Source organism: Kribbella sp. NPDC051936 (assembly GCF_040680955.1).
Lineage (GTDB): Bacteria > Actinomycetota > Actinomycetes > Propionibacteriales > Kribbellaceae > Kribbella.
On sequence record NZ_JBFAXS010000007.1, the window covers coordinates 225,576 to 251,438 of the forward strand.

Sequence of the window (25,863 nt, forward strand, 5' to 3'; positions counted from 1 at the left end):
GGGGTCTGGGAACAGGTAATAGCTTGTTCAGAGAGCCCGGGAGGTATCGTCACGTTTCAGTCGTCCCAGAACAGGTGCGCCACGGTGTTGTGGGCGCGGCGGGTGGTGCGCAGGTAGTCGTCGGCGAACCGGCCCGACTCCCCCGGCGGGTAGCCGCAGATCTGAGCCACGGCGGCCAGGTCCCGCGGGTCGCGGGGCAGGGAGTCGCCCGGGCGGGCGCGGACCAGCATGATCGCGTTGCGGATCCGGGTGGCCAGCTCCCAGGCCGCCTGCAGCGTGTCGGCCTCGGACGCGTCGACGAGGCCGGCCTCCACACCGGCCCGGAGCGCGGCGAGCGTGCGCGTCGTCCGCAGACTGGGTACGCGGTGCGCCTCGCGGAGCTGCAGCAGCTGGACGGTCCACTCGATGTCGGCCAGACCGCCGCGACCGAGCTTGGTGTGGGTGGCCGGATCCGCGCCGCGCGGCAGCCGCTCCGCGTCGACCCGTGCCTTGATCCGGCGGATCTCCATCACGTCGCGCTCGCGCACGCCGTTCTCCGGGTAGCGCAGCGGGTCGATCAGCTCCCGGAACGACCGGCACAGGTCGGCGTCGCCGCACAACGGGTCGGCACGCAGCAGCGCCTGCGCCTCCCAGACGGCCGACCAGCGCGCGTAGTACGAGGCGTACGACGCGAGCGTCCGGACCAGCGGCCCCTGCCGGCCCTCCGGGCGCAGGTCCGCGTCGATCGCGACCGCCGGGTCGGCGCCGGGCAGCGACAGCATCCGGCGGAGCTCGGTCGCGGCCTGCGTCGCGAAGTCCGTCGCCTTCTTCTCGTCCGCGCCGGGCAGCGGGTCGTGCACGAACATCACGTCGGCGTCGCTGCCGTACCCGAGCTCGTGCCCGCCGAAGCGGCCCATCGCGACGATCGACATCCGGGTCGGCTCCGGCTCCCCCGCTCTCAAGATGCGCTGTGCGACCGCCTTCCGGACGACCTCGAGCGCGCTCGTCAGCGTGCCGACCGAGACGATCGTCAGCGCGTCGCCGACGGCCTCCACGTCGAGCAGTCCGGACAGGTCCGCGGCCGCGATCCGGAACAGTTCCCGGCGCCGGACCGCGCGGATCGCCGCGACCGCGGCCTCCGGGGCGTCCTGCCGCCGGGCGGCCGCGGACATCTCGGCGAGCAACGCCTCCTGGGTGCGCGGCGTCAGCTCGCGTTCGTCGGCGAGCATCGCGGTCGCTTCCGGCGCGCGCTGCAGCAGGTCGACGGCGTACCGGCCGCTGGCCAGCAGGTGCGCCAGCCGCTCGGCCGACGCGCCTTCGTCACGCAGCTGGCGCAGGTACCAGGGCGTCGAGCCGAGGGCGTCGGAGATGGTGCGGAACGCCAGCAGGCCGGCGTCCGGATCGGGTGACTCGGCGAACCAGCCGAGCATCGCGGGCAGCAGCGCCTTCTGGATCGACGATCGCCGCGAGACGCCTTCGGACAGGGCTTCGATGTGCCGCAGCGCCGACGCGGGATCGGCGTACCCGAGCGCGGTCAGGCGTTGCTTGGCTGCCTCGGGTGTCAGCCGGACCTCGCCGCCGGGGATCCGCGCGACGGCCGCGAGCAGCGGGCGGTAGAACAGCTTCTCGTGCAGACGCCGTACCTCGAGGGCGTGCTTCTTCCACGCCGCGGTCAGATCGGCGACCGGGTTCTTCGTGAAGCCGAGCGAACGGCCGAGCCGCCGCAGGTCGGCCTCGTCGTCCGGTACGTGATGCGTACGGCGCAGGCGGTACAGCTGGATGCGGTGCTCCATCGACCGCAGGAACCGGTACGCGTCGGCGAGGACGGCGCCGTCCGTGCGGCCGACGTACCCGCTGCTCGTCAGACTCTCCAGCGCGACCAGCGTCGTACCGCTGCGCACCGACTCGTCGCTGCGGCCGTGCACGAGTTGCAGCAACTGGACGGCGAACTCGACGTCGCGCAGTCCGCCGGGGCCGAGCTTCAGCTGGCGATCGACATCGGCCGCCGGGATGTGGTCGATCACGCGCCGGCGCATCGCCTGGACGTCGGCGACGAAGCCTTCGCGGTCGGCGGCCGACCAGGTGAGCCGGCCGATCTGCTCCATGTACTGACGGCCCAGCTCGCGATCGCCCGCGACCGGGCGGGCCTTGAGGAGCGCCTGGAACTCCCAGGTCTTCGCCCAGCGCTGGTAGTACGCGAGGTGGCTGTCGAGGGTGCGGACGAGCGGACCGGACTTGCCTTCCGGGCGGAGCGCCGCGTCGACCGGCCAGAGCGTGCCCTCGCCGGTGTGCGCCGAGCAGATGCGCATCGCGGCCGCGGCGAGCTGGGTCGCGGTCTTCAGGGCGGGCAGCTCCGGTTCGCCGTCGTGCGGCTCGGCGACGAACAGCACGTCGACGTCGCTGACGTAGTTGAGCTCCCGGCCGCCGCATTTGCCCATGGCAATGATCGCCAGCCGGCAGTCGGCGGCGCCGGGATGCGCGGCGAAGTACTCGTTGCGTGCGATGTGCAGGGCGGTCTCGAGTGCTCCCCCGGCCAGATCCGCGAGGACGGCGGCGACCTCGTCGACGAGCAGCCCCTCGGCGAGATCCCGCGCGGCCAGGCGGATCAGCAGCCGGCGGTACTCGATCCGGAGCGCGTCGACCGGGTTGTCGGCGTCGACCGCCGTGGCCAGCTTGGCGGCGACGTCGTCGGCCGACGGCCGGGACCCCGCGAGCGCCGGGTCCGCGAGGTCGTACCAATGCCGCGGATGGACACCGAGATGCCGCCCCAGCGCTTCGCTCGCGCCGAGCACGTAGACGAGCCGCCGGCGGAAGTCCGCGTCCATCTCGAGCGTGCGGGCGAACGCGGCGAGGTCGTGCCCGTGCCGGTGCAGCGACTCGGCCATCGCACACAGACTCTGCAGCGCGAGGTCGGGATCGGCCGACTCCGAGAGCGTGGTGATCAGCTGCTCGGTGGCCAGCGGGCTGTGCGAGTCCAGCGCGTCCAGCTCCTCGAGCATGCCCGCCGCCCGCCGCGGATCCTCGAACCCCAGCCGGACCAGCCGGCCCTCCCACGACGATCTCCGACCCTCAGCCACCCCCGCAGGCTATCCAATCCCCCTCTTTGAGCACGCACCAACCGTTTCCGGCGGCTCGAAAGGGTTGGTGGGTGCACAAGGTCGCGGCTGAGTTGCGGCGGGATTGCGGTGAATACACGGTGTCGTGTAGCGAACTCGCTCAGTAGTCGGGCATGATGACTGTCCATGGTCATGATGACGGGGTCACTCGCCGTGCGCGGCACGGTGATGTGGTTGACACCCCAGCAGGGCGGACGCGTCTCCGGACCGCCTGAGCCGGACTACGACTACGACTACACGGCGACCGCGTACCTGCCGCCGCGCACCGCCGACGACGGGCAGGCCGGGCTCGCGCTCCGCCGGTTCGCGCCCGGCGCCTGGCGGACGCCCGCCGAGGGGATTCTCGTTCCTGCGAAGGGGAATCGGGCCCAGCAGGTGATCCCCGGCTGCATCGTCGTCATCACCGAAGGCGTCCGACCGGTGGGGCTGCTGACCGTCGAAGAGGTCGAGGCCCTCGCCCCCGACGGCACACCGGTTGTCGTAGCCGCGCCGGCCACCCCGATCACGCTGCTCGCGCCGCCCGACGAGCCGCCGCCGGCCGAGCCGCCGTACCGTCACTCCACCGCGGCCGCTCGCTGGACCTCCAAGCACGCCTCCGACGGTGCCCCCGCCTCGGAAACTGCCGGCGTCTGACCCCCAACGTCGCGAGCCGGTTGTTCGTCTGAACCGGTGAGAGGACGGTGGTGTGGTGGCCGACTGGGAGCAGGCGTTCCGCGCGTTGCTGGCAACGCGCGGGGGTGCGCTGCGCAGCTACGCCTATCTGCTGACCGGCGACGCCGCGAGTGCCGGCGACCTGGTGCAGGAAGCCCTCACGCGTGTCTTCGGGCGGCGCCGGGTCGGCGGGGACATCGATCAGCTCGAGGCGTACGTCCGGCGCGCCATGCTGAACCAGTACGTCGACAGCCGCCGCCGGCTCGCCCGGTGGAACGCCACCCGCCACCTGCTGGTCGATCCGCCCCACCACGACGACGACCGGTTCGCGGTCGCCGACGAGGTCCGCCGGGCGCTGAGCACACTGTCGCCGAAGCAGCGCGCCTGCGTCGTCCTGCGCTACTACGAGGACCTGACCGTGCCCGAGATCGCCGACGAGCTGGGTTGCGCCGAAGGCACCGTCAAACGCCACCTCTCCGACGCCCGCACCAAGCTCGCCACGCAGCTCGCCATCACGGAGGAGAGCACCCCATGACCGACCTGCACGAACTACTCCGCACCACAGCCGCCGAAGGCGCCGAAGCCGTCGACTTCGCCGAGGACGTCGTTGCCGACCGCATCCGTCGCCGCCGGACCCGCACCAAGCGCTTGGCGGTCGGCGGTGTTGCCGTCGCCGCCGCGGGGGTGATCGCCGGTACCACCTGGCTCGTTCGACCGGCTGGCGAAACCCCAGCGCCCGCGAGCGGGCCGGTCCCTCGGATCGTGAGGTCCGATGTGGACACTCCCGCAGTGATGGAGGCACTGCTCGGCACCACGTTGAGCGCCGACGCGAACGGCTGCGTCCAGGCCGGCTCGGACCCCACCGCGGTCACGCTCGTGTGGCCACGCGGGTACACCGTTCATGGCACTGCGCAGTCCTTCGAAATCCTCGACGAGGCGAACAACGTCGTCGCTCGCTCCGGCGTACCCCTCGACATCGGCGGCGGTGGCGTCGACCACTTCAAGCCCACCTGGACCGGCAAAGACTGCGCAACCGCCACCCGCTTCTGGTGGGTAGGCCACATCTCCCAGCGCTAGCCCGGCCGGGTAGGACGAAGGCGTCTGAGTGTTTCTGCTCATGCCACGACTCTCCAGATGCCGGACGATCCTGGTATGACGAAGAGCATCCAGCCCCGGCAGACCGCAGCCTTCTACGCCCAGGCGGTCGCCTCCTTCGCCGTCTCGGTTTCGGCGATGGTGATTGCCCTGGCGTATCTCCCGGCCCAGCCCTGGGTACGAGCGTTCCTCGCCCTCGGCCTGTTGTACGTCGTGACGTCGACGGTCGTACTGTGCAAGGTCGTCCGGGACCGGCAGGAGATCTCCGAGGTGACGAACCGCGTCGACCAGGCCCGCCTGGACAAACTCCTCACCGAACACGACCCGTTCAAAGTCGATTCGTGACCCGCCCGGCAGACCCCCGGCGTACTACAGAACCGGCAGGAGCTTGTTGAGTTCGAAGGGGGTGACCTGGCGGCGGTAGTCCTGCCATTCGGCGCGCTTGTTGCGGAGGAAGAAGTCGAAGACGTGTTCGCCGAGGGTTTCGGCGACGAGTTCGCTGTCCTCCATCGCGCTGATGGCTTCGGCGAGGCTGCCGGGCAGCGGCTTGATGCCGAGCGCCTTGCGTTCGCGGGGCGTGAGGGACCAGATGTCCTCCTCGACCTCGGCGGGCAGCTCGTACCCCTCCTCGATCCCCTTCAGACCCGCGGCGAGCATCAGCGCGAAAGCGAGGTACGGGTTCGCCGCCGAGTCCAGCGACCGGAACTCGACGCGCGACGACTGCCCCTTGTGCGGCTTGTACATCGGCACCCGCACCAGCGCGGACCGGTTGTTGTGACCCCACGAGATGAACGACGGCGCCTCGTCCCCGACCGCAAGCCGCTTGTACGAGTTGACCCACTGGTTGGTGACCGCGGTGATCTCGGCCGCGTGCTGCAGCAGACCGGCGATGAACGCCCGCCCGGTCTTGGACAACTGGTACTGCGCGCCGCCCTCGAAGAACGCGTTCCGGTCGCCCTCGAACAGCGACATGTGGGTGTGCATCCCGGAGCCGGGCTGGTCGGACAGCGGTTTCGGCATGAACGACGCGTAGATGCCCTGCGACAGCGCCACCTCCTTCACCACGACGCGGAACGTCATGATGTTGTCGGCGGTCGACAGCGCGTCGGCGTACCGCAGGTCGATCTCCTGCTGGCCGGGACCGCCTTCGTGGTGGCTGAACTCGACCGAGATGCCCATCGACTCGAGCATCGTGATCGCCTCGCGGCGGAAGTCGTTGCCGATGCCCTGCGGGGTGTGGTCGAAGTACCCGGAGGAGTCCACCGGCTCCGGTGTCGTGCCGGGCGCGCCGACGAGCGACTTGAACAGGTAGAACTCGATCTCCGGGTGCGTGTAGAACGTGAACCCGAGGTCGGCGGCCTTCGACAGCGTCCGCTTCAGCACGTGCCGCGGGTCGGCGAACGACGAGGACCCGTCGGGCATGTTGATGTCGCAGAACATCCGCGCGGTGCCCATGGTCTCGCCCCGCCAGGGCAGGATCTGGAACGTCGACGGGTCCGGCTTGGCGAGCATGTCGGCCTCGGTCACCCGGGCGAATCCCTCGATCGCCGACCCGTCGAACCCGAGGCCCTCGGCGAACGCGCTCTCCAGCTCGGCCGGCGCCACCGCGACCGACTTGAGGAACCCGAGCACGTCGGTGAACCAGAGCCGCACGAAACGTACGTCGCGCTCCTCCAGCGCGCGCAGCACGAACTCCTGCTGCTTGTCCATCAGTCCACCTCTCACCGGCTTAGCGGGGTCTCTCACAGTGTGCCCCGCGCTTGTTAAGCAGACGTTACGTGGCGGGGCGGACAGTGCCACGATCAGGGCCTAGCGTGTCCCCTTGTGCAGACGATCTTCCACGCGGCGCTCATCGTGGCAGCGGTGCTGTGCGTCAGCGACCTGATCGTCAGCACCGCCAGGTTCGTGCAGTCGCTGCGACGGAAACGACCCGCGGAGCGGGACGTCCTCGGCCGCCGCTGGTTGCCGGTGCCGGAGCTCGGGTTCGGCATGTGCGCGTTCTGCCTGACCGGCCTGGTCACGCTCGGGCTGACGCATCACGACGCCGACAACCTGCCGACCCGGCAGATCCTGCTCGCCGCTCTCGTCTTCGGGTACGCCGGGGCGGTGCTGTCCCGGGTCGTCCGGACGCCGGGGCCGGGCGGCCGCCGGTTCAAGCTACGCGCCGGCCTGCTGCTCGGCCTGCCGGCCGTGTTCGGCCTGGTCTTCGGCCTCTCGGGCATCGCGGTCTGAGCGCCTCGACCGGAACCACGGCACGATCCGTTCGAGCGGCGCGAACGCCAGCCAGCAGACGACCGTCGGCAGGAAGTGGATCAGCAGGATCGCCGTGTTCGCCGCGTGGAAGCCGATGAAGAACAGCGCCCCGAACAGCTGCCAGCGGCCGCGCAGCCAGAGGATGACCGGCGACAGGAACTCGCCGATGATGCCGACCCACTGCATCACGTGCAGGATCCACGGGTAGTGCAGCAACCACCCCCCGACCGGGTGCGGACGTCGCACGATCGCCCAGGTCAGGACGGCGCTGCCGGGCCAGGTCAGCGCCCATCCGGCACTGCGCAGTTTCGCCACGGCGGACAGGAAGTACGTCGCGATCACGCAGATCTGGATGCACCGGATCGCCCAGCCGGCCGCCTCGGACCGGGTCTGGTCGCCGTACGTCGCCCGGCCGACGGTCGGCAGCACCCACAACGCGATCACGAGCGCGAGGTGGTCGTGGTCGACCTTGCCGTCGCTCATCCCGATCAGCACCCACCACGTGAACGCCGCGGCGACGACCCAGCCGGCGATCCGCGGGAAGTGGTTCGTCGCGCCGATCAGGCACGCGACGATCAGCACGACGTACAGCACCGTGGTGTTCGCCACCGACGGCCGGGGCAGGTCGAGGAGGCGGGCCAGCAGCAGCGGTTCGTACAGCCCGGGGTGCTCGCCCTTGTCGCGGGTGTCGCGGACGAAGGCGTGCATGTCGAGGATGACGAACAGGTACAGGATCGTCCGCAGCCACGCGATCCGCGCCATCGCGATCGCCGGCGTGAACCAGCTCATCGGGTCACCGTCCAGGTCGCGAGCACCTGAGAGGCCGGAGGTCCTTCGACCCGGCCCTTCACCAGCTGAGTGGTGTCCCGGATCAGCTCGAGCTTCACGTACTTCGGCTGGTCGGGATGCTTGCGCGCCCAGCCGTCCGCGACCTGCTGCAGCAGCGACGGGTCCTTGACGATCTCGCCGGACCGCGCTTCGATCTCGGCCCGCGCGACGCCGGCGCCCTCGATGTTCAGCGGTACGTCGACCGTCGTACCCGCGTCCGTCTGGGCGCTGATCCGGGTGTAGTCGATCTTGGCGTCGTCGGGCACCGACATCGCGTACTGCGACATCGGGCCGAACGGCCAGGCGTCGTCGGTGGCCCGCACCGATCCGTTGATCAGCAGACCGATGCCGGCGACGGCGACGAGCACCCGCACCGTCTTGCCGAGCCGCCCCACCCGCACCACGTCCGGTGCCTCCTGACCCTGTGTCACCACGTCATTAGACCATTCCGGTTTGGCGGCCCGATTGGTAGGGAATTTTCTATATCATGACCGCCCCAGAAAATATCCAACGTGCCCGGGTGTCCCGGCGTACCCTGCTCGGCGCCACCGCCGGCGGAGTGCTGCTGGCCGGCGCGACCATGCCCACAGCAGCGCACGCCGCCCCGGCGCCGCGCTGCTACACGCGCACCGAGTGGTCGGCGCGCCCGCCCAAGTCCCCGACCCAGGTGATCGGCAAGCCCGACCACATCGTCATCCACCACACCGCGAGCCCGAACGTCACCGACTACTCGCTCGCGGCGGCGTACAAGGTCCAGCACTGGATCCAGGACCTGCACATGGACACCAACGGCTGGATCGACATTGGCAACCAGCTCACGATCAGCCGCGGCGGCTACCTGATGGAGGGCCGCAGCAAGTCGCTGTCGTCGATCAACAACGGGCAGAACGTGCTCGGCGCTCAGACCGCGAACAACAACAGCCACACGATCGGCATCGAGCACGAAGGCATCTACGTGAGCGAGAACGTGCCGGTCGCGCTGTTCGACATGTCGGTGCTGACGTGCGCGTGGTTGTGCACGAAGTACAACCTGGACCCGCATGTCGCGATCGTCGGCCACCGCGACTACAACTCGACGCAGTGCCCGGGTGACGTGTTCTACGCGAGGCTCCCGGAGTTGCGGGACCGCGTGGCCGCGGTTCTCCTCGGCTGATAGGTGATCCGCCTGATCAGGAGTTCGAACGGGCCGCGGTAGCCGGTCCGGCGTATCCGGTCGGCGAGCAGGACGGTCGCCAGCCAGGTCGCGACGGCGAGCAGTGCCGTCGTGGTCGTGGTGAGGGTGTCCGACAGATCGAGCAGGTACGGCGTGAACACGACGGCCCAGACGACGGACTGGGACAGGTAGCACGTCAACGATCGTTGACCGACGGCGGCGATCGCCCGCGTCACCGGGCGATCGCCAGCATCGCGTGCAGGAAGCCGAGGACGACCAGGACCAGGCTGCGGCGCCACAGCAGCTTGCGGATCGACCACCAGTCGTTGCCCGTCTCGCGCTGCCGACGGACGATCTGCGCGACGCCGTACCCGAAGAGCACGCCGAACATCGGGAACGCACGGCCGTCGACGAGGGTCGAGATCAGCAGCCTGCCAGGTGAACCTTCGTCGCTGAGCTTGGTAAGAGGTTGGTGACGGGCGTGGGGTCGGGGCGGGGGAACCAGTACTGTGCTCTCGTGCCTCAGCTTCGGGTAGCGCTTGCTCAACTCAATGTGACCGTGGGTGACATCGACGGGAACGCGGACAGGATCGTCGCGTGGACCCGGAACGCGGTCGAGCGTGGCGCGCACGTGGTGGCGTTCCCGGAGCTCGGGCTGACCGGTTACCCGGTGGAGGACCTGGCGTTGCGCGCGTCGTTCGTGGACGCTTCCCAGGCAGGAATCAAAAAGCTCGCGCAGCGGCTCGCCGACGAAGGTCTCGGCGACATCGTGGTGATCTGCGGGTACCTCGACCGGGCGAGCGGTACGGCGATGGGCATCGACCGGCTCGGCCGCCCGAAGGGCTCGCCGACCAACGCCGCCGCGGTGATCCACCAGGGCCGCGTGGTGACGAGCGCCGTCAAGCACCACCTGCCGAACTACGGCGTCTTCGACGAGTTCCGGCACTTCGTCCCCGGCAGCACGCTGCAGGTCGTACGCATCCACGGCATCGACGTCGCACTGGTGATCTGCGAGGACCTCTGGCAGGACGGCGGACCGGTCGCGGTCACCCGTGCGGCCGGCGCCGGCCTGCTGCTCGTCGTGAACAGCTCGCCGTACGAGGCCAACAAGGACGACGTCCGCGGCGATCTCGTCCGGCGCCGCGCCCGCGAGGCCGGCTGCGCACTCGCCTACGTCAACCTCGTCGGCGGCCAGGACGAGCTGGTCTTCGACGGCGACTCGCTGATCGCCGATGCCGAGGGCACGATCTTCGCGCGGGCGCCGCAGTTCGAGCAGGGCAGCATGGTCGTCGACCTCGACCTGCCCGCCGCGTCGGGCACTCCGCACGGCACCCACGAGGGCATCGAGATCGTCCACAGCGTCCTCCAGGCCGACGCGCTCGCGCCGTACGAGGCGATCCCCGCGAACATCGCGCCGCGGCTGTCCGACGAGGCCGAGATGTACGGCGCGATCGTCACCGGCCTGCGCGACTACGTGCAGAAGAACGGCTTCAAGTCGGTGCTGCTCGGCCTGTCCGGCGGCATCGACTCGTCGCTGGTCGCGGCGATCGCCTGTGACGCGATCGGCGCCGAGAACGTGTTCGGCATCTCGAACCCGAGCGTGTACTCCAGCGACCACTCCAAGGACGACGCCGCCGAGCTCGCCGCGCGGACCGGGCTGAACTACCGCGTCGTCCCGATCCAGCCGATGGTGCAGCCGTTCCTGGACACCCTCGGCCTGACCGGGCTGGCCGAGGAGAACCTGCAGGCCCGGGTCCGCGCGGTGATCTGGATGGGCCTGTCGAACGCCGACGGCCACCTGGTGCTTGCCTGCGGCAACAAATCGGAGCTGTCCGTCGGGTACTCGACGATCTACGGCGACGCGGTCGGCGGGTACGCACCGCTGAAGGACGTGCCGAAGACCGTCGTCTGGCGGCTCGCGAAGTGGCGGAACGCGGACGCGAAGGAGAAGGGGCAGCAGCCCCCGATCCCGCAGAACTCGATCGCCAAGCCGCCGTCCGCCGAGCTTCGCCCGGGGCAGCAGGACACCGACTCGCTGCCGCCGTACGACCTGCTCGACGACATGCTCGACGACTACGTCGAGCAGGACCGCGGCAGTGCGGAACTCGTCGCCGCCGGGTTCGACACCGAGTTGGTGACCAAGACGATCCAGCTCGTCGACAAAGCCGAATACAAGCGCCGGCAGTACCCACCGGGCCCGAAGATCACCCACAAGGCCTTCGGCCGGGACCGCCGGTTGCCGATCACCAACGCATGGCGTGAGGACGCACGAAAGGCGGCCGAGCACTGAGTGACTCATGGCGGTACCGCCCATCCACAGACACCCCGTGGAGCTCGCCCGACGAGCTCCACGACCGCTCCGGCCTGCCCCGGCAGGACCTGCCCCGACGCGATGTGAGCGATCGCTCACCCACAGGCGGTGGCGCTCACCCTCCGCAACGGTGGGACGATGAGGGCATGGTTGACAACTTCCTGTCGGCCGGTACCCAGGGCGACGACGAGGAGTTGCCTTCGCCGTACGGGACCGGACCGAAGAACCGGGCAACCGAGGAACACCGCCGCTCGGACTACGACAACGACCCGTGGCAGGAGCGCGGCTCCGGCCTCGACCCGGCACCGTCGCTGCCGAACGCCCCGCGCACGTACGAGCGTGGGCCGGTCCCGCAGCAGCCGTACGTTCCGAAACCGCCGTACCTCCCGAGCGCACCCCCGCCGCCGCAGCAGGCCCCGCGGACCGAGCGACCCGAGTACTACGGGGACTCGCGCGAGGAGTCGTACGGACGGGAGTACCAGGAGCAGAACCCGTTCCGCCCGCAGCCGCCGGCGCAGCAGCCTCCGCAGTCACCGCCGCCGGGACGGCCCAGCCCGTTCGGGCCCGGGTCGGGCAGCAACGGTGCGGCCGGAGCACAGCAGCCGCCGCGGCCGCAAGGACAGAGCGGAAACGGTACGCCGCCGCGGCCCACGCCGTCGTCGAACGGCAGCACGAACTGGACCACTCCGGCCGCGCCGCCGAGTCCGTTCGGTGCGCAACCGCAGCCACCGGCCGCGAGTAACGGGTTGAGCAGTTACAGCTCGAGCAACGGCCACAGCAGCAACGGGTCGAGCCCTGCGTCGAGCAATGGGTCGAGCAATGGGTCGAGCAACGGGTCGAGCAGCAACGGACTGAGCTCGCAGCAGCCACCGCGGCCGCCGCAGCGTCCGGAAGCACCGCGGGCGCAGGAAGGTCGCGCGCAGGAGCCGACCCGCCGCTACGAGCCAGGCCCTGGTCCGGAGCCGGTGTGGAGTCATGAGCCGGTTCGCCCGCCGGAGCCCACGCACGAGACGAGGCATGAGCCCGCACATGAGCCCAGGCGTGAGCCCGCGCGTCCGACCGAGCCGGCCCGCCCGCGCGAGGAGGAGACCCGCCCGCAGGAGATCCGGCTTCGGCCGCGCGGGCAGTCGCACAACGGGTACCTGTCGGACCCGAGTGCCGAGTACGAGAGCAATGCGCCGGTGAGCGACGAGGCTGTCGGCACTCCCGTGCCCGAGCAGCCGCGTGTACCGGGAGCGGCCCGGCCGATCGGGGCGCGGCGACGCGCGGGCGTGCAGCAGGACGCCCCGAGCCAGGTCCCCGCGGAGCAGGTCAGCTCGCCCCGCGGCGCTCGCCGCGCCCAGGCCACCCCGCTCCAGCAGGCCGCCCCGGCGCAGCAGGTAACCCCGGCCCAGCAAGCCACTCCGGTCCAGCAAGCCGCGGCTCAGCAAGCCACCCCGGCCCAGCAGACGTCGCCGGCCCAGCAGGCCGCGCCGGTCCAGCATGCCTCGCCGGTCCAGCAGGCTGCGCCCGTGAGCAACGCCGCAGAGCCGTCCGCGAGCAACGCAAATGAGGCTGCCGCGGCCACGCCTGCTTCCGAGGCGTCCGAGGTCTCGCCGTACGGCGGCGGCGCGTCCGCTGCCAAGCGGTCCGGCGACGGTGCACCCGCCGCTGACGCGCCGAAGCGGCCCCGGCGGTATCGCGTGCACCACCTGCGGGACTTCAAGAGCCGCGGCGAGAAGTGGGCGATGCTGACGGCGTACGACCAGTACACCGCCGAGATCTTCGACCAGGCCGGCATCCCGGTGCTGCTCGTCGGCGACTCCGCCGCGAACAACGTGTTCGGCTACGACACGACGCTGCGGGTCACGGTCGACGAGCTGATCCCGCTGGCGCGCGCGGTCGCCGGTGCGGTCGAGCGGGCGCTGGTCGTCGCGGACCTGCCGTTCGGTTCGTACCAGGCGTCGCCGGAGCAGGCGTTCCACACGGCCGTGCGGTTCATGAAGGAAGCCGGCGTCCATGCGGTGAAGCTCGAGGGCGGGCGGACTGTCGTACCGATGGTCGAGAAGCTCACCCAGTCGGGCATCCCGGTGATGGCGCACATCGGCTTCACGCCGCAGAGCGAGCACAGCATCGGCGGGTACCGCGTGCAGGGCCGGGGCGATCAGGCGGCCGGCCTGATCGACGACGCCGTCGCGCTCGCCGCGGCCGGTGCGTTCTCGCTCGTGCTCGAGATGGTGCCGGGCGACGTGGCCGCGGAGATCACCAAGCGGGTGCCGATCCCGACCATCGGCATCGGCGCCGGCCGCGACACCGACGCGCAGGTGCTGGTGTGGCAGGACATGGCCGGGCTGCGCTCCGGCACCATGCCGCGCTTCGTGAAGCAGTACGCCGACCTGCGCGGCATCCTCGTCAACGCCGCGGCGACCTACGCGTCCGAGGTCGCCTCAGGCGCCTTCCCCGGAGAAGAACACACCTTCTAGATCCAAGGAAGGCCTGACCGTTCGGTCCAGTACTCCTCGGGTTGCTGGACGAACTCGGTGAGTGGGCCGTCGGTGCGATACGCGAGGTTGCTGGCCAGCTGTGCCGTCGTGGTGGCTCCGCTGAGCACCACGTCGGCCCACGGCTGGGCAACGGCCGCACCGATGGCCAGCGCGTCGGGCGCGACGCCGTGCTGGTGAGCGAACTCGTTGAACGGCGTCTCGCCGACGCGCGCCGTCAGGCGGCCGTTGGCGACCGCTTCCTTGATCACGACGAACCAGCCTGCGTCGTGAGCCTCGGCGAGCGCGTCGCCGGCTGAAGTCTCCAGCACATTCCAGGTGGCCTGGACCGCGCTGAACGGCGTACCGGAGGACAACGCCTTGTGCAGGGTCTCGGCCTGTCGCGGACCGCTCGTGGACAGACCGACGCGGACACCCGAGTGCGTCAGCTCGCGCAGCCGATCGAGCAAGCGCTTGTCCTCCAGTGCGGGACTGTCCGACGTGAGGCTGTGGACGAGGTAGAAGTCCGGCGGTCCGCCGAGCGCCCGAAGAGTCTCCGGCCACTGCCGCTCGAACGTCGCGAGACTGTGGTCCTTCACCTCATGCGTGTCCACGTCGTACCGCCAGTCGGCGACGTAGGTGTAACCCCATTTCGAGCCGACGGTCAGCTGACTGCGGCGTTCCGGCGTCAGCCATTCGCCGAGGAACTCCTCGGCAAGACCGTACGAACGCGCGGCGTCGAAGTACCGAACACCTGCCAGCCAGGCCTGCTCCAGCAGCTCGTGCGTCCGGACCCGCAGGTCCTCGACCGCCCGCCGCGGCGGCAGGTCCTCGTCGTGCCCGAGATTGATGTACCCAGGACGCCCCAGCGCCGCCAGTCCGAGACCGATGCTTGCCATGCCGAAAATGATCCGCACAGTGATCGTAGGTGTCCACAGCAACCATGTGAGACGCGCCGCACGACCCGACGCGGCACAGGCCTCGTCCCTTAGCGTTTTGTGGTGTGAGCGAATCCCAGCTGCCACCACCAGGGACGGTCCGGCACCGTACGACGGCCCGCGTGCTGCCGGTGCGACCGGACGGCAAGGTGCTGCTGCTGCACGGCTGGGACCCGCTGAAGCCGCAGACGCCGTACTGGTTCACGATCGGCGGCGGCGTCGAAGCAGGCGAGACGGTCGCGGAAGCGGCCGGCCGGGAGTTGCGCGAAGAGGTCGGCATCGTGCTGCCGATCGACGCGCTCGGCGCGCCCGTGGCGACCAACACGATCGAGTTCGAGTGGGGCGGGTGCCGGATCGTCCAGCACCAGACCTTCTTCGCGGTCGCGGTGGACCGCGTCGACGTGACGTTCGCGAACCAGGAGGAGCTCGAGCTGCAGACCATCAGCGCGCACGGCTGGTGGTACGGCGACGATCTCGAGGCGACCGGCCAGGCCGCGCATGTGACGATCCCGGGTCTGCTCCGTCAGGCGGCCGACGTCATCACCTTGCGCCGCGCGTCCTGATCAGCGCTTGCGCGCTTGTTTGAGGACCTTCTTCGGGACCTTCTTGTCCACCTCGTAGTGCACGCGGTCGATCCGCTCCGCGCAGCCCGCCTTCGACAGGCGCAGCAGGACGACCGGGCACTTCTTGCACCTCGGCTTGTCCTTGCAGCACTTCTTCTTCGCGGTCATCGACGGCACGCACGGAGCGTAGGTGAGGCATGCCTAACCCGTCCAGACGTCGCGCGGTGATCGTGGCGGACGTCACGCCAGTTGCCCGGTGAGCAATTCGCGCGCCTCGACGAGTGACGGTCCGTACCAAGTCAGATGCCTTCCGGATACACAGCGCGCGGGTTTGCCGAACGCTTCGGGACCGTCGTCGGGTGAAAACGCATAAGGCTCGTCCGGCAGCACCACGACGTCGTACTCCGGTAACGCGTCCGGCTCGATCCGCGGATAACGCTCACCGGATTCGCTCAGCACGTTGTCGATACCGAGTCGGGACAGCAGATCGCCCGCGAACGTGTCCCGCCCCAACGCCATCCATGGTCTACGCCAGATCGGTATCACCGCGCGCCGGCGCATTCCGTCGTACGGCGTGCGCCACGCCGCGCGTGCGTCGTTCAGCCATTGCGGCTCGTCGCCGACGACCGCGGAGAGCATGCGGCCGAGTGAATCGAGTGCATCGGGCACTGTCGTCGGCGCGGTCACCCAGACCGCGATTCCACTGGCGCGCAACGCGTCCAGATCGGCCGCGCGATTCTCTTCCGCGTTCGCCAGGACGACATCCGGAGCGAGTTCGCGGATGCGCTCCAGATCCGGATTCTTGGTGCCGCGGACACGCACCACGTCGAGGTCCGCGGGATGCGTGCACCAGTCGGTCGCACCAACGATCAGGTCCGCACGGGTGGCCGCGATCGACTCCGTCAACGACGGCACGATGCTGACCACACGACGTACCTCGCGGGGTAGTTCGACGACGGTGTTGAGGTCGTCGCGCACGTGCTTCAACTCCTCGGTTCGCAGGACGTTGCCGAGGACAACACTCGCCGAACGGGGCGGTTTCGGCGACAAACTGCCGCGTGTCGCCAAGAAAATATTCCGGGCATCCGGCATGCTCGGGGCGCGGCGGAATCCCTTCTGCACAAGGATTTTCGGCATTTGCGCGCACATCCGCCGCCAGTTCTCCTTAACCTGCGGATGTTTCCGGTGCTTTACGTAGCGCACAAGTGTTGTCATCATCATGACGACGAGGAATCCACCGTGGTTTTCCTCAGCCGCACCAAGGAGGCAGAGTGCCAGCCAAGAAGGCAGCCGCAGGGAAGGCGACAGCCAAAAAGGCTTCTCCCGCCAAGAAGACTGTCGCGAAGAAGGCCAGCGCCGCGAAGACGACGACCGCGCGCAAGGTCAGCGCAGCAAAGAAGACAGCGACGAAGAAGGTGAGTGCGGCCAAGAAGACCGCCGCCAAGAAGACGGTGGCGAAGAAGGCGCCGGCCCGGAAGACCACCGCCACGAAGGCTCCGGCGAAGAAGGTCACGGCCGCGAAGAAGACCGTCGCGAAGAAGGCGCCGGCCAAGCGCGCGACCGCCGCCAAGAAGACCACGGCGGCGAAGAAGACGACGGCCCGCAAGACGACGGCCGCGAAGAAGACGGTCGCCAAGAAGACCGCCGCGAAGAAGACCGTGGCGAAGAAGGCGCCGGCCAAGAAGGTCGCCGCCACGAAGGCGCCGGCCCGCAAGGTCGCCGCGAAGAAGACCCCCGCGAAGCGCGTCGCCGCGAAGAAGGCGCCGGCTCGGACCGCCGCGAAGAAGTCCGCGGTGAAGAAGACCGCCGCCAAGAAGGCGCCGGCCCGCAAGGCTCCGGCCCGCAAGACCGCGGCCAAGCGCGTCGCCCGCTGATTCACCGGCGACAACTGCCGAGGGGCACCACCGAAGTTGATCGGTGGTGCCCCTCGGCATGTCGCCGCCGCGGGCGTCAGTCGTCGTCCCACTTCGGGTCGTTGTCCCAGTCCTCGTTGCGTTCCTGGACCTTCTCCAGCGCGCGGGCGGCCTCCTCCGGCGAGCTGTACGGCCCGAGCCGGTCGCCGGACTTCGCACCCTGGTACGGCTCGACCTTGCCGGTCTTGGTGTTGTAGTACCACTCGTTGCTGTGATCGTCGCTCATCTGGATGACCACCTCCTGGGAGTCTTGTCGCAGCTCTCTAGAATGATCTCACCATGTCGATCCTCACTCCTGGCGTCATTTCGCCGCGCCGCGACGTACCTGCTTCCATTCCGCGTCCGGAATACGTCGACAAGCCGGCGCCGACGCCGTTCGACGGTTCGTACGTGACGTCTCCCGAGCTGGTCGACAGGATGCGGGTCGCGAGCAAGCTGGCCGCGCAGGCGTTGCAGGCGGTCGGCGCGGCCGCGAAGCCGGGCGTGACCACGGACGAGCTGGACGCGGTCGGTCATGAGTACCTGGTCGAGCGCGGCGCGTACCCGTCGACGCTCGGCTACCGCGGCTACCCGAAGTCGTTGTGCACGTCGGTCAACGAGGTGATCTGCCACGGCATCCCCGACGACCGCCCGCTCGAGAACGGCGACATCGTCAACGTCGACATCACCGCGTACCTCGACGGTGTGCACGGCGACACCAACGCGACGTTCCTGGTCGGCGACGTCGACGAGGAGAGCCGGCTGCTCGTCGAGCGCACCCTCGAGGCGCTGAACCGCGGCATCAAGGCGGTCAGGCCCGGGCGCCGGGTGAGCATCATCGGCCGGGTGATCGAGTCCTACGCGAAGCGCTTCGGGTACGGCGTGGTGCGCGACTTCACCGGCCACGGGATCTCGACGTCGTTCCACTCCGGGCTGATCATCCCGCACTACGACGACGAGCGGTTCGACGACATCATCGAGCCCGGCATGACGTTCACGATCGAGCCGATGCTGACGCTCGGCACGTACGAGTACGACTTGTGGGAGGACGGCTGGACCGCCACCACGAAGGACAAGTCACGCACAGCGCAGTTCGAGCACACGCTGGTGGTCACCGACACCGGAGCCGAAGTCCTCACCCTGCCGTGAGCCCCGGCTGGAACCCCACGGACCGGTAGAGCGCGAGAGCCGGTGCGTTGGTTTCCTGGACACGCAAGGCGACCTCCACAGCCGAGCATTCGGCCAGCAGCAGCTTCGCGATCCCCGACCGCCGGTGGTTGCGTGCGGTGAAGAGCTCGATGACGAACCGGCAGTCGGGCGTGTCCGGCCACGGTGCGCGTTCAACGACGAGCAGGGCACCGACGAGCTCGTCACCCCTCCATGCCAGGCGGCTGAGGGTGGTGTCGAGTACGCCGTACTCGCCGTCGAAGGTGCGGTGGATGTCCTCCAGGGCTTCCGCTTCGGTTGCCGAGGCGACGCCGGGGTCGTACGCCTCGAAGTAGAGGCGGCCCAGGGACGCCGCATCGTCCGCCGACAGCGGACGCAGCTCCACGCCGGGTACAGGCGACGCCGAAACTACGCCCGCAGGGCGGATCAGGATCATCGGTTGGAGGAGTTGGTGATGAAGGTGCCGAGGTCGGCGGACTGCTGGATGCGGGATTGTTCGTGGACGTACATCATGTGGCCGGCGGGGTAGTACTTGGTTTCGATGTTCGTGGTGAGTTCGGCGGGGATCTGCAGGCGGGCGAGGGTGTGCTCGGTGGCGAAGTACGGCGTGGCGCCGTCGTAGTAGCCGGAGGCGACGTGCACCTTCAGGTGCGGGTTGACGCGCATCGCCTCGGCGAGCTTGTCGGCGACCATGATCTGCTTGCCCTCGAACTCCTTGAACGACCAGTTGCTCGCCGCGTCCCAGTGGAGGACCTCGTAGGGCAGGTCGTTCTCGTAGCCGAGCTCGACGCGGACGTAGTGGTTCAGCGCCGCGGCGTACGGTCCGGTGATCGCGTTCATCGACGGGTCGCGGTCCGGCGTCTCCGAACCGTAGTCGGCACTCCATCCGGTGAACCGGCCGTCGAGCCGCCCGACCGTCTGCCGCCGTGACCGCAGCAGCTCCCCGAAGAACCGCATGTGCTCGATCCGCAGGTTGACCCGGTCGATGTAGTCCTCGCTCAGCCCGGTCAGCGCGGCCAGCCGGCCGACCACCTCGGCCCGGTAGTCCGCCGGAATTCGGTTGCCCTGGGCAAGCGCATTCGGGTACCGGCCGGCCGCGAACCGCTCGGCGTCGGCGAGCACCTCCTCCAGCGACCGGTCCGGGACCAGGCCGTGGTAGTGCGCGATCGCGGCGTACGACGGCAGGAACAGCGTGTACGGCAGGTCGTTGCCCGGTGAGAAGTCGAGCGTGCCGAACTCCAGCACCGCCGAGATCAGCATGACGCCGTTGAGGTACATCCCGTACCGCTGCTGCAGATGCGCCGCGAGCCCCGCCGCGCGCGTCGTACCGTACGACTCGCCGGCCAGGAACTTCGGCGACATCCAGCGGCCGTTGCGCGACGTCCACAGCCGGATCACCTCGCCGACCGACTCCAGGTCGCGCGTGAACCCGTGATAGTCCCCCGGCTTCTCCCCCTCCGCGGCACGCGAGAACCCGGTCGACACCGGGTCGACGAACACCACGTCGCTGTACTTCAGCAACGTCTCGGCGTTGTCGACGATCGAGTACGGCGGCGGCGCGAGCTCGCCCGCGTCACCGGACACGACACGGCGCGGACCGAGCAGGCCGAGGTGCAGCCAGATGCTCGACGACCCCGGCCCGCCGTTGAACGCGAACGTCACCGGGCGGGAGCCGGCGTCCGCGTCGTCGAGCGTGTACGCCGTGAGGAACACCTCGGCCTTCGGCTTCAGCCCGTCGAACGTGCCGTCGGTCAGTACCTCCTCGCGCAGCACGATCCGCCCGGTGGTCGCCGTGTACCGCAACTCCTGCCCGTCGACCGTCACCGCGTGCCGCGTCGCGACGAGATCGTCGACGGGCTCCGCGGGCTTGGTCTTGGTGCTGGTCCTGGTCTCGGGCTCCGTCTCGCTGTGCTCCTCGTTCGCCATGTCGAGCACCTTAATCGACGGCCGCAGCGGCTAGCGTTGGATCATGGCGACGATTCTGCACATCGCGTTCGTGGACCAGTGGGAGGCCGCGCTCCGGGCCGGGAGCTACCGGTGGTCGACCCGCGGCAAGAGCCTCGACGACGGCGCGACCTTCATCCACGCGTCCCGCCCCGAGCAGGTCGCGATGGTGGCGAACTTCGCGTACGACGACGTCGACGGCACTGCCGAGCCGCTGTGCCTGCTGGTGATCGACACCGCCCGGCTGGTGTCGGCGCTGTGCGACGAGGACCTGGACGGGACCGGGATGAGTTTCCCGCACATCTACGGCCCGCTGAACCTGGACGCGGTGGTCGGGGTCCGCCCGTACCGCCGGGGTCCCGACGGCCTGTGGCCGGAGGTGGCCGCCGAGGCCGTATCCTGAGGGTACGGAACGGGTCGGTCGGGCGATCGCGTCGTCCTCGCTGAGGGCGCCGAGGAAAGTCCGGACTCCACAGGGCAGCGTGGTGGGTAACGCCCACCCGGGGCAACCCGCGGGACAGTGCCACAGAGAACAGACCGCCAGCGGCTCCGATGAACCTATGGTTCACCGGAGTGCGGGTGAGGGTGAAACGGTGGTGTAAGAGACCACCAGCTCCGCAGGTGACTGCGGAGGCTAGGTAAACCCCACGTGGAGCAAGGCCAAGAAGGGCGGTGGGCAACCACCGTCCGCGCGAGCGACCGAGGGCTGCCCGCCCGAGCTCGCGGGTAGGCTGCTGGAGGTGCCCGGCAACGGTCACCGTAGATGGATGATCGCACTCGACAGAATCCGGCTTACAGACCGGCCCGTTCCCTTTTCGGCCCCAGTCAGTGGCAGTGGTCCTCGTGTGGCGGCGGGACTGCGCGGCCGGCTGGTTTTTCCCAGGGTTCCTGGCGGCCGAGGGCGGTGAGGTCGAGGGCGGTTGCGGTGAAGGTCATCGCGTCGGGGCCGCGGCCGTACGTCGAGTACGTGTGGTAGACCTGCTCGTCGACGCGGAGGAAGCAGCTCAAGCCGTGCAGGTCGAAGGGCTGCTGCATCTGGGTGTGGTCGTTGTTCGGCAGGACGTCCCACTCGGCCTTGCTGCGGTAGTTGTACTCGAACGGTACGACTGACTCGTCCAGCGTCACGTGGTAGTCGTAGTTGAAGTCGCTGCCGTACGACGAGTACCACGGGTAGTCCCAGCCGCGCGCGCTGCGGTACGCCGCGAGCTTCTCGTACGGCGCCCGCGACACCAGCGCGAAGGTCGTGTTCGCGTCGTTGAGCAGCCGGGTCGACCCGATGTCGTCGACGAACCCGGTGCAGTTCGGGCACCCCGCATCCCACTCCGGCTGGAACATGAAGTGGTACACGACCAGCTGGTCCCGCCCCTCGAACAACTCCAGCAGACCGCTAGAGCCGCCCGCGCCGGTGAACCCGTACGCCTTGTCGACGAGCACCATCGGCAGCTCCCGCCGCCGCGTGTTCAACGCGTCCCGCTCCTTCGTGAACGCCTTCTCCGCCGCCAACAGCTCACGCCGAGCCACTATCCACTCGTCCCGCGACACCACATCCGGCAAACTCATTCCAGCTCCTCCATCCGATTTCCAGGAACGTCGGAGCCGCCCCCTCACCTTCGACATGCCCGGCGTGGCCGCGCGGCGCGAGGGGATCGCGCTCGAGTCTTCGCCATCGCCGGCCGCTTCGGACTGCCGACCTAGGCCGCAGCCTTCGAGTCGTGGCGAATGGTCCGGGTACTTGTCGGCGAGTCGTGGATCTTGGTTGGTTGCGGCGGCCGAATCTCACGACTCGGCGGGTGAAGGTGGGGGCTGGGCGCGGTGGTGGTGAGAGGCTTGGGGGTATGAGGCGACGGGTGCGGACCGGGATCGTGATCGTGCTTCTGGTCGTGCTGGTTGGTGGGGCCGGGTATGTGGGCTGGGTGCTGGTGCAGCGGTCCGAGCCGGTGGCTTTGCCGGAGACGAGCGGGAGTTTCCAGGTCGGGCGGCGGACGTACGAATGGACCGACACGCCCCGCCGTGATCCGTACGTGAACGGCCCGCGCCGGCTCGCCGTCTGGCTGTGGTACCCGGTGGCCAAGGACACGACCGGGCGCCGCGTGCAGTACGCCCCGGGCGAGTGGAGCGGACTGCACCTCAAGGCGCCGGCCTCGGTGTTTCAGGGGCCGTTCGACACGCTGCAGGACCGCGCCCTCGACCGGGTCGCGATCGCGCCGGGACGATTCCCGGTCGTGGTGCTGATGCCGGGCATGGGGCTGTCCGCGCCGATGTACGCCGCGCTCGCGGAGAACCTCGCCAGCCACGGCTACCTCGTCGCGGGGGTCACCCCGACGTACAGCGCGAATCTCACCGTCCTCGGCGGACAGGCCATCGAGAGCAAGCCGGAGGCGAACCCGCCGAATCTCGGCGACAGCTCCGAGGGCGCGCAGCAGGTCGGCGATCACCTGGTCGGGATCTGGGCCGCCGACGCGCGGTTCGCGGCCGGCATGGTCGCCAAGGAGGTGCCGGACTCGGTCGAGTCCGCGGTCGGCGCGTCGTACGTCGGCCACTCGTTCGGCGGTGCGGCGTCGCTCGAGGCCTGCCGCCTGGATCCGCGCTGCGCGGCCGCGGTCGACCTGGACGGGATCCAGTTCGGCGAAGTCGTGCGGAAGGGCGTGAAGGCGCCGGTGATGCTGCTCGGCGCCGACGACTCCTGTATCACCAGCGTCTGCGGCCCGGACGCGAAGAACGACCACGACCGGGACCGCGCCCTCTCGTTGCTCAAGGCAAGCACCGGGGCGTCGTGGTGCGCGACGATCCCCGGCACCCGGCACTTCAACTTCACCGACTACGGCGTCTACTACCTGGCGTACCCGCTGCGCAGGTACCTCCCGCTCGGCAGCGTCGGCCCGCGGCACGCGCTGACGGTCGCCAACGGTTACGTGAGCACGTTCCTCTCCCACGCGATCTACAAGACCGCGGCGCCCGGCGCACCGCTCTGCAAGTCCTAGAGGTCCAGCTCGTACGTCTGCCCCACCAGGTGGTCGCCCCACATCTCGTGCACCTCGGTGCCGGTCAGCCGGAAGCCCCGCGACAGGTAGATGTGCCGCGCCGCGACCAGCGGATCGTTCGTCCACAGCACCATCCGCTTGTATCCGGCCTCGCGCGCGAACTCCAAGCATGTGTCGACCAGCTCGGCGCCCAGCTTCAACCCACGCGCGGCGGGCGTCACGAGCAGCAGCCGCAACTGCGCGGTCGTCTCGTCCGGCCCGCGCACGCAGAAGACGCTGCCCGCCCGCTCCCCGTCGACCTCGGCGATCCACGCGGCCTCGCGTTCGTCGTCGTGGTCGGACGCGTACGCCGACACGATCTGCGCGATCAGCGTCTCGTACGCCGGCCCCCAGCCGTACTCGGCCGCATAGATCTCCGCGTGCGACTGCACCACCCAGCCGAGGTCTCCGGGCCGCCCCAGCTTCCTGATCAGTTTCGTCATCAACCCTACCCACTCTACTGACACGACTGTTTCAGTAAGAGATACTAGCCCCGTGCCGACCACAAAGACAGTGCCGATTTCGAAAGATGGTCCGTCCGCCCGTCAGCAGGAACTGCTGGAGCGCGCGTACGCCTATTCGCTGACGCACGGCCTGGCCGACCTGTCGCTGCGCCCGCTGGCGACCGCGATCGGCTCGAGCCCCCGGGTGCTGCTTTTTCTGTTCGGCAGCAAGGACGGCCTGATCCGCGCGCTGCTCGCCCGCGCCCGGTCGGACGAACTCGCGCTGCTCCACGAGATCGAGCAGCGGTACGACGAGCCGCCCGGCCTGACCGTGATCGCCCGGGAACTGTGGACCTGGCTGGCCGCGCCGGAACGCCGGCCGCTGATGACGTTCTGGGTCGAGGCCTACGGGCGGTCGCTCGTCGCACCCGACGGCCCGTGGGCGGATTTCGCCCGCTCGACGGTCGACGACTGGCTCGAGCTGCTCAGGACGAGCGACCCCGACCGGACGGCGGCCCGGCGCACCGCCGTACTCGCGATGCTCCGCGGCGCACTCATCGACCTGCTCGCGACCGGCGACCTCGACCGCACCACCGCCGCGGTCGAGGACTACCTAGCCGACTAGCTCGAAGGCGACGGTGCGCTTGGCGATGTCGGCCTCGACGAGCCGCACCCGGACCTGCTGCCCCAGCGGCAGCGCCGCACCCGTGACCCGGCCCTCGATCGCGTACTTCGTCAGCACGACGATGCCGCGGCTCTGCTCCTTCTCGTCCACGTCGGTGATCACGCCGTCGAACTCGCTGCCGACCTGGTCCGCGACCAGGCCTGCCTCGACCATGCTGACGATCGAGCGCTCGTACGCGTGTGCGCGCCGGTCGGCGTCGTCCATGATCTTCGGGATCTCGTCCATCGACTCGCGCACCCAGGCCGGCACCTCGGCGCCCGCGGAGAGCGCGACGCAGATCTCCCCCGCCCACCGGTCCACCAGCCGCCGCAGCGGCGCGGTGACGTGCGCGTACGCCGCCTTCATCGCGGCGTGCTGCGGCTGCTCGGGGACACTCCCGTCGAACGCCACATAGCCGGCCCCGCGGAACAGCACCGTGCACGCCGCGAGCATCGCCGCGTGCGCCGGCACCGACGGGTCGAGCCCGTGGATGAACTCCGCGTAAGACGTCTCGGCGGGCCAGTCGATCCCGAGTGCCTTGGCGGTGCTGCCGAGTTTGCGGCGCAGGTCGTCGTGCGATTCGGGCAGCGTGCGGAGGATCCCGATCTTGCCCTTGGTCATCAGGCTCGCGGCCGCCATCCCGGTGAGCAGCGAGATCTGCGCGTTCCAGCCCTCGACCGGCAGCGGTGCACGGAACTCCAGACCCCAGCCGTGGTTGGAGGTGACGATCTCCTGGTCCGGGATCGGGAGGTTCACGCCGCCGCGTTCGAGTTCGCGCTGCTCGCGGAGCTTGCCGACCTCGCGCAACAGCTGCAGCGACTCCGGCGCCGTCCCCGCGTCCAGGTCCTTCTGTACGCCGGCGTAGTTGAGCTTGGCCCGCGACTTCACCAGGGCACGCTCGCAGGTGACGCCTGTCCCTTCGCCGGTCGCGTCGACCGTGATCGTCCAGAGCAGCGCGGGCCGCACCTGGTCGGGCAGCAGCGAGGCCGCGGCCTCGGACAGCTCCGGCGGGTGCAGCGGCGTGCGCTTGTCCGGTGCGTACAGCGTCTCGCCGCGGCGCCGGGCCTCGGCGTCGATCGGGTCGCCGGCGCGCACGAACGCGGCCACGTCCGCGATCGCGTAGTGCACGGTGAACCCGTCAGCGGTGCGTTCGATATGCAGCGCCTGGTCGAGGTCCATCGAGTCCGGCGGGTCGATCGTCACGAACTCGATCTCGGTCCGGTCCAGCTCGGGCAGGCGTGCGCTGCGGACCGCCTCGACAGCCGCCGCGGTCACCTCCGGCGGGAACTCCGCGGGCACTTCCTGCTCCCGGCGGATGTCCTGCAACGACGCCCGGAAGACCTCCGGCACACCCTCGACGAAACGAACCCTCTGCAGCGGCATGGGG

Annotated in this window: 29 protein-coding genes and 1 other RNA gene; 15 read left to right on the top strand and 15 right to left on the bottom strand. The window is 69.6% G+C overall.

Translation table 11 applies throughout. The annotated features are described in order from the left end of the window. Nucleotides 1-56: 56 nt before the first annotated feature. Nucleotides 57-3,056, bottom strand: coding sequence for a bifunctional [glutamine synthetase] adenylyltransferase/[glutamine synthetase]-adenylyl-L-tyrosine phosphorylase (locus tag AB0L64_RS25520; RefSeq protein WP_363713874.1), 3,000 nt, complete (start codon nucleotides 3,054-3,056; stop codon nucleotides 57-59). Between the two features lie 165 nt (nucleotides 3,057-3,221). Here AB0L64_RS25520 and AB0L64_RS25525 point away from each other — a divergent pair, with 165 nt between their 5' ends. The 4 genes from AB0L64_RS25525 to AB0L64_RS25540 all read left to right on the top strand — a co-directional run bounded on the left by AB0L64_RS25525 (nucleotide 3,222) and on the right by AB0L64_RS25540 (nucleotide 5,186). Further along, nucleotides 3,222-3,728, top strand: coding sequence for a hypothetical protein (locus AB0L64_RS25525; RefSeq protein WP_363713876.1), 507 nt, complete (start codon nucleotides 3,222-3,224; stop codon nucleotides 3,726-3,728). Between the two features lie 55 nt (nucleotides 3,729-3,783). Continuing rightward, complete coding sequence (locus tag AB0L64_RS25530) at nucleotides 3,784-4,281, top strand: SigE family RNA polymerase sigma factor (RefSeq protein ID WP_355688653.1); 498 nt, start codon at nucleotides 3,784-3,786, stop codon at nucleotides 4,279-4,281. Continuing rightward, the gene (locus tag AB0L64_RS25535) at nucleotides 4,278-4,823 is read left to right on the top strand and encodes a hypothetical protein (RefSeq protein ID WP_363713878.1); all 546 of its coding nucleotides are present in this window, start codon (nucleotides 4,278-4,280) and stop codon (nucleotides 4,821-4,823) included. The genes AB0L64_RS25530 and AB0L64_RS25535 overlap by 4 nt, the downstream gene beginning before the upstream one ends. A gap of 75 nt (nucleotides 4,824-4,898) precedes the next feature. Then, nucleotides 4,899-5,186, top strand: a complete 288-nt coding sequence (locus tag AB0L64_RS25540; RefSeq protein ID WP_363713880.1) for a YiaA/YiaB family inner membrane protein — start codon at nucleotides 4,899-4,901, stop codon at nucleotides 5,184-5,186. 24 nt (nucleotides 5,187-5,210) lie between these two features. Here the strand turns inward: AB0L64_RS25540 and glnA are convergent, their stop codons facing one another. After that, nucleotides 5,211-6,551 (bottom strand): type I glutamate--ammonia ligase, encoded by a 1,341-nt coding sequence (gene glnA / locus AB0L64_RS25545; protein WP_359932734.1) that lies wholly within the window; start codon nucleotides 6,549-6,551, stop codon nucleotides 5,211-5,213. A 114-nt stretch (nucleotides 6,552-6,665) separates the two neighbouring features. Here glnA and AB0L64_RS25550 point away from each other — a divergent pair, with 114 nt between their 5' ends. After that, nucleotides 6,666-7,073: a hypothetical protein gene (locus AB0L64_RS25550; protein ID WP_363713883.1), complete on the top strand. Its 408-nt coding sequence runs from the start codon at nucleotides 6,666-6,668 to the stop codon at nucleotides 7,071-7,073. Here AB0L64_RS25550 and AB0L64_RS25555 read toward each other — a convergent pair. Together AB0L64_RS25555 and AB0L64_RS25560 are read right to left on the bottom strand one after the other, a co-directional pair. Further along, nucleotides 6,999-7,883 (bottom strand): HTTM domain-containing protein, encoded by an 885-nt coding sequence (locus AB0L64_RS25555; RefSeq protein ID WP_363713885.1) that lies wholly within the window; start codon nucleotides 7,881-7,883, stop codon nucleotides 6,999-7,001. The two genes, AB0L64_RS25550 and AB0L64_RS25555, sit on opposite strands and share 75 nt — an antisense overlap. Further along, a complete protein-coding gene (locus AB0L64_RS25560; RefSeq protein WP_363713887.1) occupies nucleotides 7,880-8,353 on the bottom strand; it encodes a hypothetical protein in 474 nt (157 codons plus the stop codon). The genes AB0L64_RS25555 and AB0L64_RS25560 overlap by 4 nt, the downstream gene beginning before the upstream one ends. A gap of 89 nt (nucleotides 8,354-8,442) precedes the next feature. Between AB0L64_RS25560 and AB0L64_RS25565 the strand changes: the two genes are divergently transcribed. Beyond that, nucleotides 8,443-9,075, top strand: a complete 633-nt coding sequence (locus AB0L64_RS25565) for a peptidoglycan recognition family protein (RefSeq protein ID WP_363713889.1) — start codon at nucleotides 8,443-8,445, stop codon at nucleotides 9,073-9,075. On the opposite strand, the gene AB0L64_RS25570 is transcribed toward AB0L64_RS25565, so the two are convergent. Next, a complete protein-coding gene (locus AB0L64_RS25570) occupies nucleotides 9,021-9,311 on the bottom strand; it encodes a DUF418 domain-containing protein (RefSeq protein WP_363713891.1) in 291 nt (96 codons plus the stop codon). The genes AB0L64_RS25565 and AB0L64_RS25570 overlap by 55 nt on opposite strands. Then, nucleotides 9,308-9,466, bottom strand: coding sequence for a hypothetical protein (locus AB0L64_RS25575; protein WP_363713893.1), 159 nt, complete (start codon nucleotides 9,464-9,466; stop codon nucleotides 9,308-9,310). The genes AB0L64_RS25570 and AB0L64_RS25575 overlap by 4 nt, the downstream gene beginning before the upstream one ends. 126 nt (nucleotides 9,467-9,592) lie before the next feature. On the opposite strand from AB0L64_RS25575, the gene AB0L64_RS25580 reads away from it, so the two are divergent. Together AB0L64_RS25580 and panB are read left to right on the top strand one after the other, a co-directional pair. Beyond that, nucleotides 9,593-11,365 (top strand): NAD+ synthase, encoded by a 1,773-nt coding sequence (locus AB0L64_RS25580; protein WP_363713895.1) that lies wholly within the window; start codon nucleotides 9,593-9,595, stop codon nucleotides 11,363-11,365. Between the two features lie 167 nt (nucleotides 11,366-11,532). Beyond that, nucleotides 11,533-13,848: a 3-methyl-2-oxobutanoate hydroxymethyltransferase gene (gene panB, locus AB0L64_RS25585; protein WP_363713897.1), complete on the top strand. Its 2,316-nt coding sequence runs from the start codon at nucleotides 11,533-11,535 to the stop codon at nucleotides 13,846-13,848. Here panB and AB0L64_RS25590 read toward each other — a convergent pair. After that, nucleotides 13,845-14,744 (bottom strand): aldo/keto reductase, encoded by a 900-nt coding sequence (locus AB0L64_RS25590; protein ID WP_363713899.1) that lies wholly within the window; start codon nucleotides 14,742-14,744, stop codon nucleotides 13,845-13,847. The two genes, panB and AB0L64_RS25590, sit on opposite strands and share 4 nt — an antisense overlap. Before the next feature lie 104 nt (nucleotides 14,745-14,848). Between AB0L64_RS25590 and AB0L64_RS25595 the strand changes: the two genes are divergently transcribed. After that, nucleotides 14,849-15,346: an NUDIX domain-containing protein gene (locus AB0L64_RS25595; protein WP_363713901.1), complete on the top strand. Its 498-nt coding sequence runs from the start codon at nucleotides 14,849-14,851 to the stop codon at nucleotides 15,344-15,346. On the opposite strand, the gene AB0L64_RS25600 is transcribed toward AB0L64_RS25595, so the two are convergent. Together AB0L64_RS25600 and AB0L64_RS25605 are read right to left on the bottom strand one after the other, a co-directional pair. Beyond that, nucleotides 15,347-15,523, bottom strand: coding sequence for a hypothetical protein (locus AB0L64_RS25600; protein ID WP_359933119.1), 177 nt, complete (start codon nucleotides 15,521-15,523; stop codon nucleotides 15,347-15,349). Between the two features lie 63 nt (nucleotides 15,524-15,586). Next, nucleotides 15,587-16,567 (bottom strand): helical backbone metal receptor, encoded by a 981-nt coding sequence (locus AB0L64_RS25605; protein WP_363713903.1) that lies wholly within the window; start codon nucleotides 16,565-16,567, stop codon nucleotides 15,587-15,589. Between the two features lie 50 nt (nucleotides 16,568-16,617). On the opposite strand from AB0L64_RS25605, the gene AB0L64_RS25610 reads away from it, so the two are divergent. Then, nucleotides 16,618-17,220, top strand: a complete 603-nt coding sequence (locus AB0L64_RS25610; RefSeq protein WP_363713905.1) for a histone H1-like repetitive region-containing protein — start codon at nucleotides 16,618-16,620, stop codon at nucleotides 17,218-17,220. Nucleotides 17,221-17,296: 76 nt separating this feature from the next. Here the strand turns inward: AB0L64_RS25610 and AB0L64_RS25615 are convergent, their stop codons facing one another. Then, nucleotides 17,297-17,485 carry a hypothetical protein gene (locus tag AB0L64_RS25615; RefSeq protein ID WP_355484480.1) on the bottom strand — a complete coding sequence of 63 codons (189 nt, stop codon included), beginning with the start codon at nucleotides 17,483-17,485 and terminating at the stop codon, nucleotides 17,297-17,299. A gap of 53 nt (nucleotides 17,486-17,538) precedes the next feature. Between AB0L64_RS25615 and map the strand changes: the two genes are divergently transcribed. Beyond that, nucleotides 17,539-18,387 carry a type I methionyl aminopeptidase gene (gene map / locus AB0L64_RS25620; protein WP_363713908.1) on the top strand — a complete coding sequence of 283 codons (849 nt, stop codon included), beginning with the start codon at nucleotides 17,539-17,541 and terminating at the stop codon, nucleotides 18,385-18,387. Here map and AB0L64_RS25625 read toward each other — a convergent pair. Beyond that, the gene (locus tag AB0L64_RS25625; RefSeq protein ID WP_363713910.1) at nucleotides 18,374-18,841 is read right to left on the bottom strand and encodes a GNAT family N-acetyltransferase; all 468 of its coding nucleotides are present in this window, start codon (nucleotides 18,839-18,841) and stop codon (nucleotides 18,374-18,376) included. The genes map and AB0L64_RS25625 overlap by 14 nt on opposite strands. Next, nucleotides 18,838-20,331 carry a peptidase S10 gene (locus AB0L64_RS25630; RefSeq protein ID WP_363713911.1) on the bottom strand — a complete coding sequence of 498 codons (1,494 nt, stop codon included), beginning with the start codon at nucleotides 20,329-20,331 and terminating at the stop codon, nucleotides 18,838-18,840. Before AB0L64_RS25630 ends, AB0L64_RS25625 begins: the two co-directional genes overlap by 4 nt. 43 nt (nucleotides 20,332-20,374) lie before the next feature. On the opposite strand from AB0L64_RS25630, the gene AB0L64_RS25635 reads away from it, so the two are divergent. Next, nucleotides 20,375-20,752 (top strand): DUF952 domain-containing protein, encoded by a 378-nt coding sequence (locus AB0L64_RS25635; RefSeq protein ID WP_363713913.1) that lies wholly within the window; start codon nucleotides 20,375-20,377, stop codon nucleotides 20,750-20,752. A gap of 10 nt (nucleotides 20,753-20,762) precedes the next feature. Next, nucleotides 20,763-21,160: RNase P RNA component class A (gene rnpB / locus AB0L64_RS25640), an RNA gene on the top strand. A 14-nt stretch (nucleotides 21,161-21,174) separates the two neighbouring features. Here the strand turns inward: rnpB and AB0L64_RS25645 are convergent. Then, complete coding sequence (locus tag AB0L64_RS25645; protein ID WP_363713915.1) at nucleotides 21,175-21,909, bottom strand: DUF899 domain-containing protein; 735 nt, start codon at nucleotides 21,907-21,909, stop codon at nucleotides 21,175-21,177. A gap of 275 nt (nucleotides 21,910-22,184) precedes the next feature. On the opposite strand from AB0L64_RS25645, the gene AB0L64_RS25650 reads away from it, so the two are divergent. Then, nucleotides 22,185-23,330 (top strand): hypothetical protein, encoded by a 1,146-nt coding sequence (locus AB0L64_RS25650; RefSeq protein ID WP_363713917.1) that lies wholly within the window; start codon nucleotides 22,185-22,187, stop codon nucleotides 23,328-23,330. Here the strand turns inward: AB0L64_RS25650 and AB0L64_RS25655 are convergent. Next, nucleotides 23,327-23,812 carry a GNAT family N-acetyltransferase gene (locus AB0L64_RS25655; protein ID WP_363713919.1) on the bottom strand — a complete coding sequence of 162 codons (486 nt, stop codon included), beginning with the start codon at nucleotides 23,810-23,812 and terminating at the stop codon, nucleotides 23,327-23,329. The genes AB0L64_RS25650 and AB0L64_RS25655 overlap by 4 nt on opposite strands. A gap of 52 nt (nucleotides 23,813-23,864) precedes the next feature. Between AB0L64_RS25655 and AB0L64_RS25660 the strand changes: the two genes are divergently transcribed. Beyond that, nucleotides 23,865-24,437: a TetR/AcrR family transcriptional regulator gene (locus tag AB0L64_RS25660; RefSeq protein WP_363713921.1), complete on the top strand. Its 573-nt coding sequence runs from the start codon at nucleotides 23,865-23,867 to the stop codon at nucleotides 24,435-24,437. Here AB0L64_RS25660 and AB0L64_RS25665 read toward each other — a convergent pair. After that, the gene (locus AB0L64_RS25665; protein WP_363713923.1) at nucleotides 24,426-25,859 is read right to left on the bottom strand and encodes an RNB domain-containing ribonuclease; all 1,434 of its coding nucleotides are present in this window, start codon (nucleotides 25,857-25,859) and stop codon (nucleotides 24,426-24,428) included. The two genes, AB0L64_RS25660 and AB0L64_RS25665, sit on opposite strands and share 12 nt — an antisense overlap. Nucleotides 25,860-25,863 lie beyond the last annotated feature (4 nt).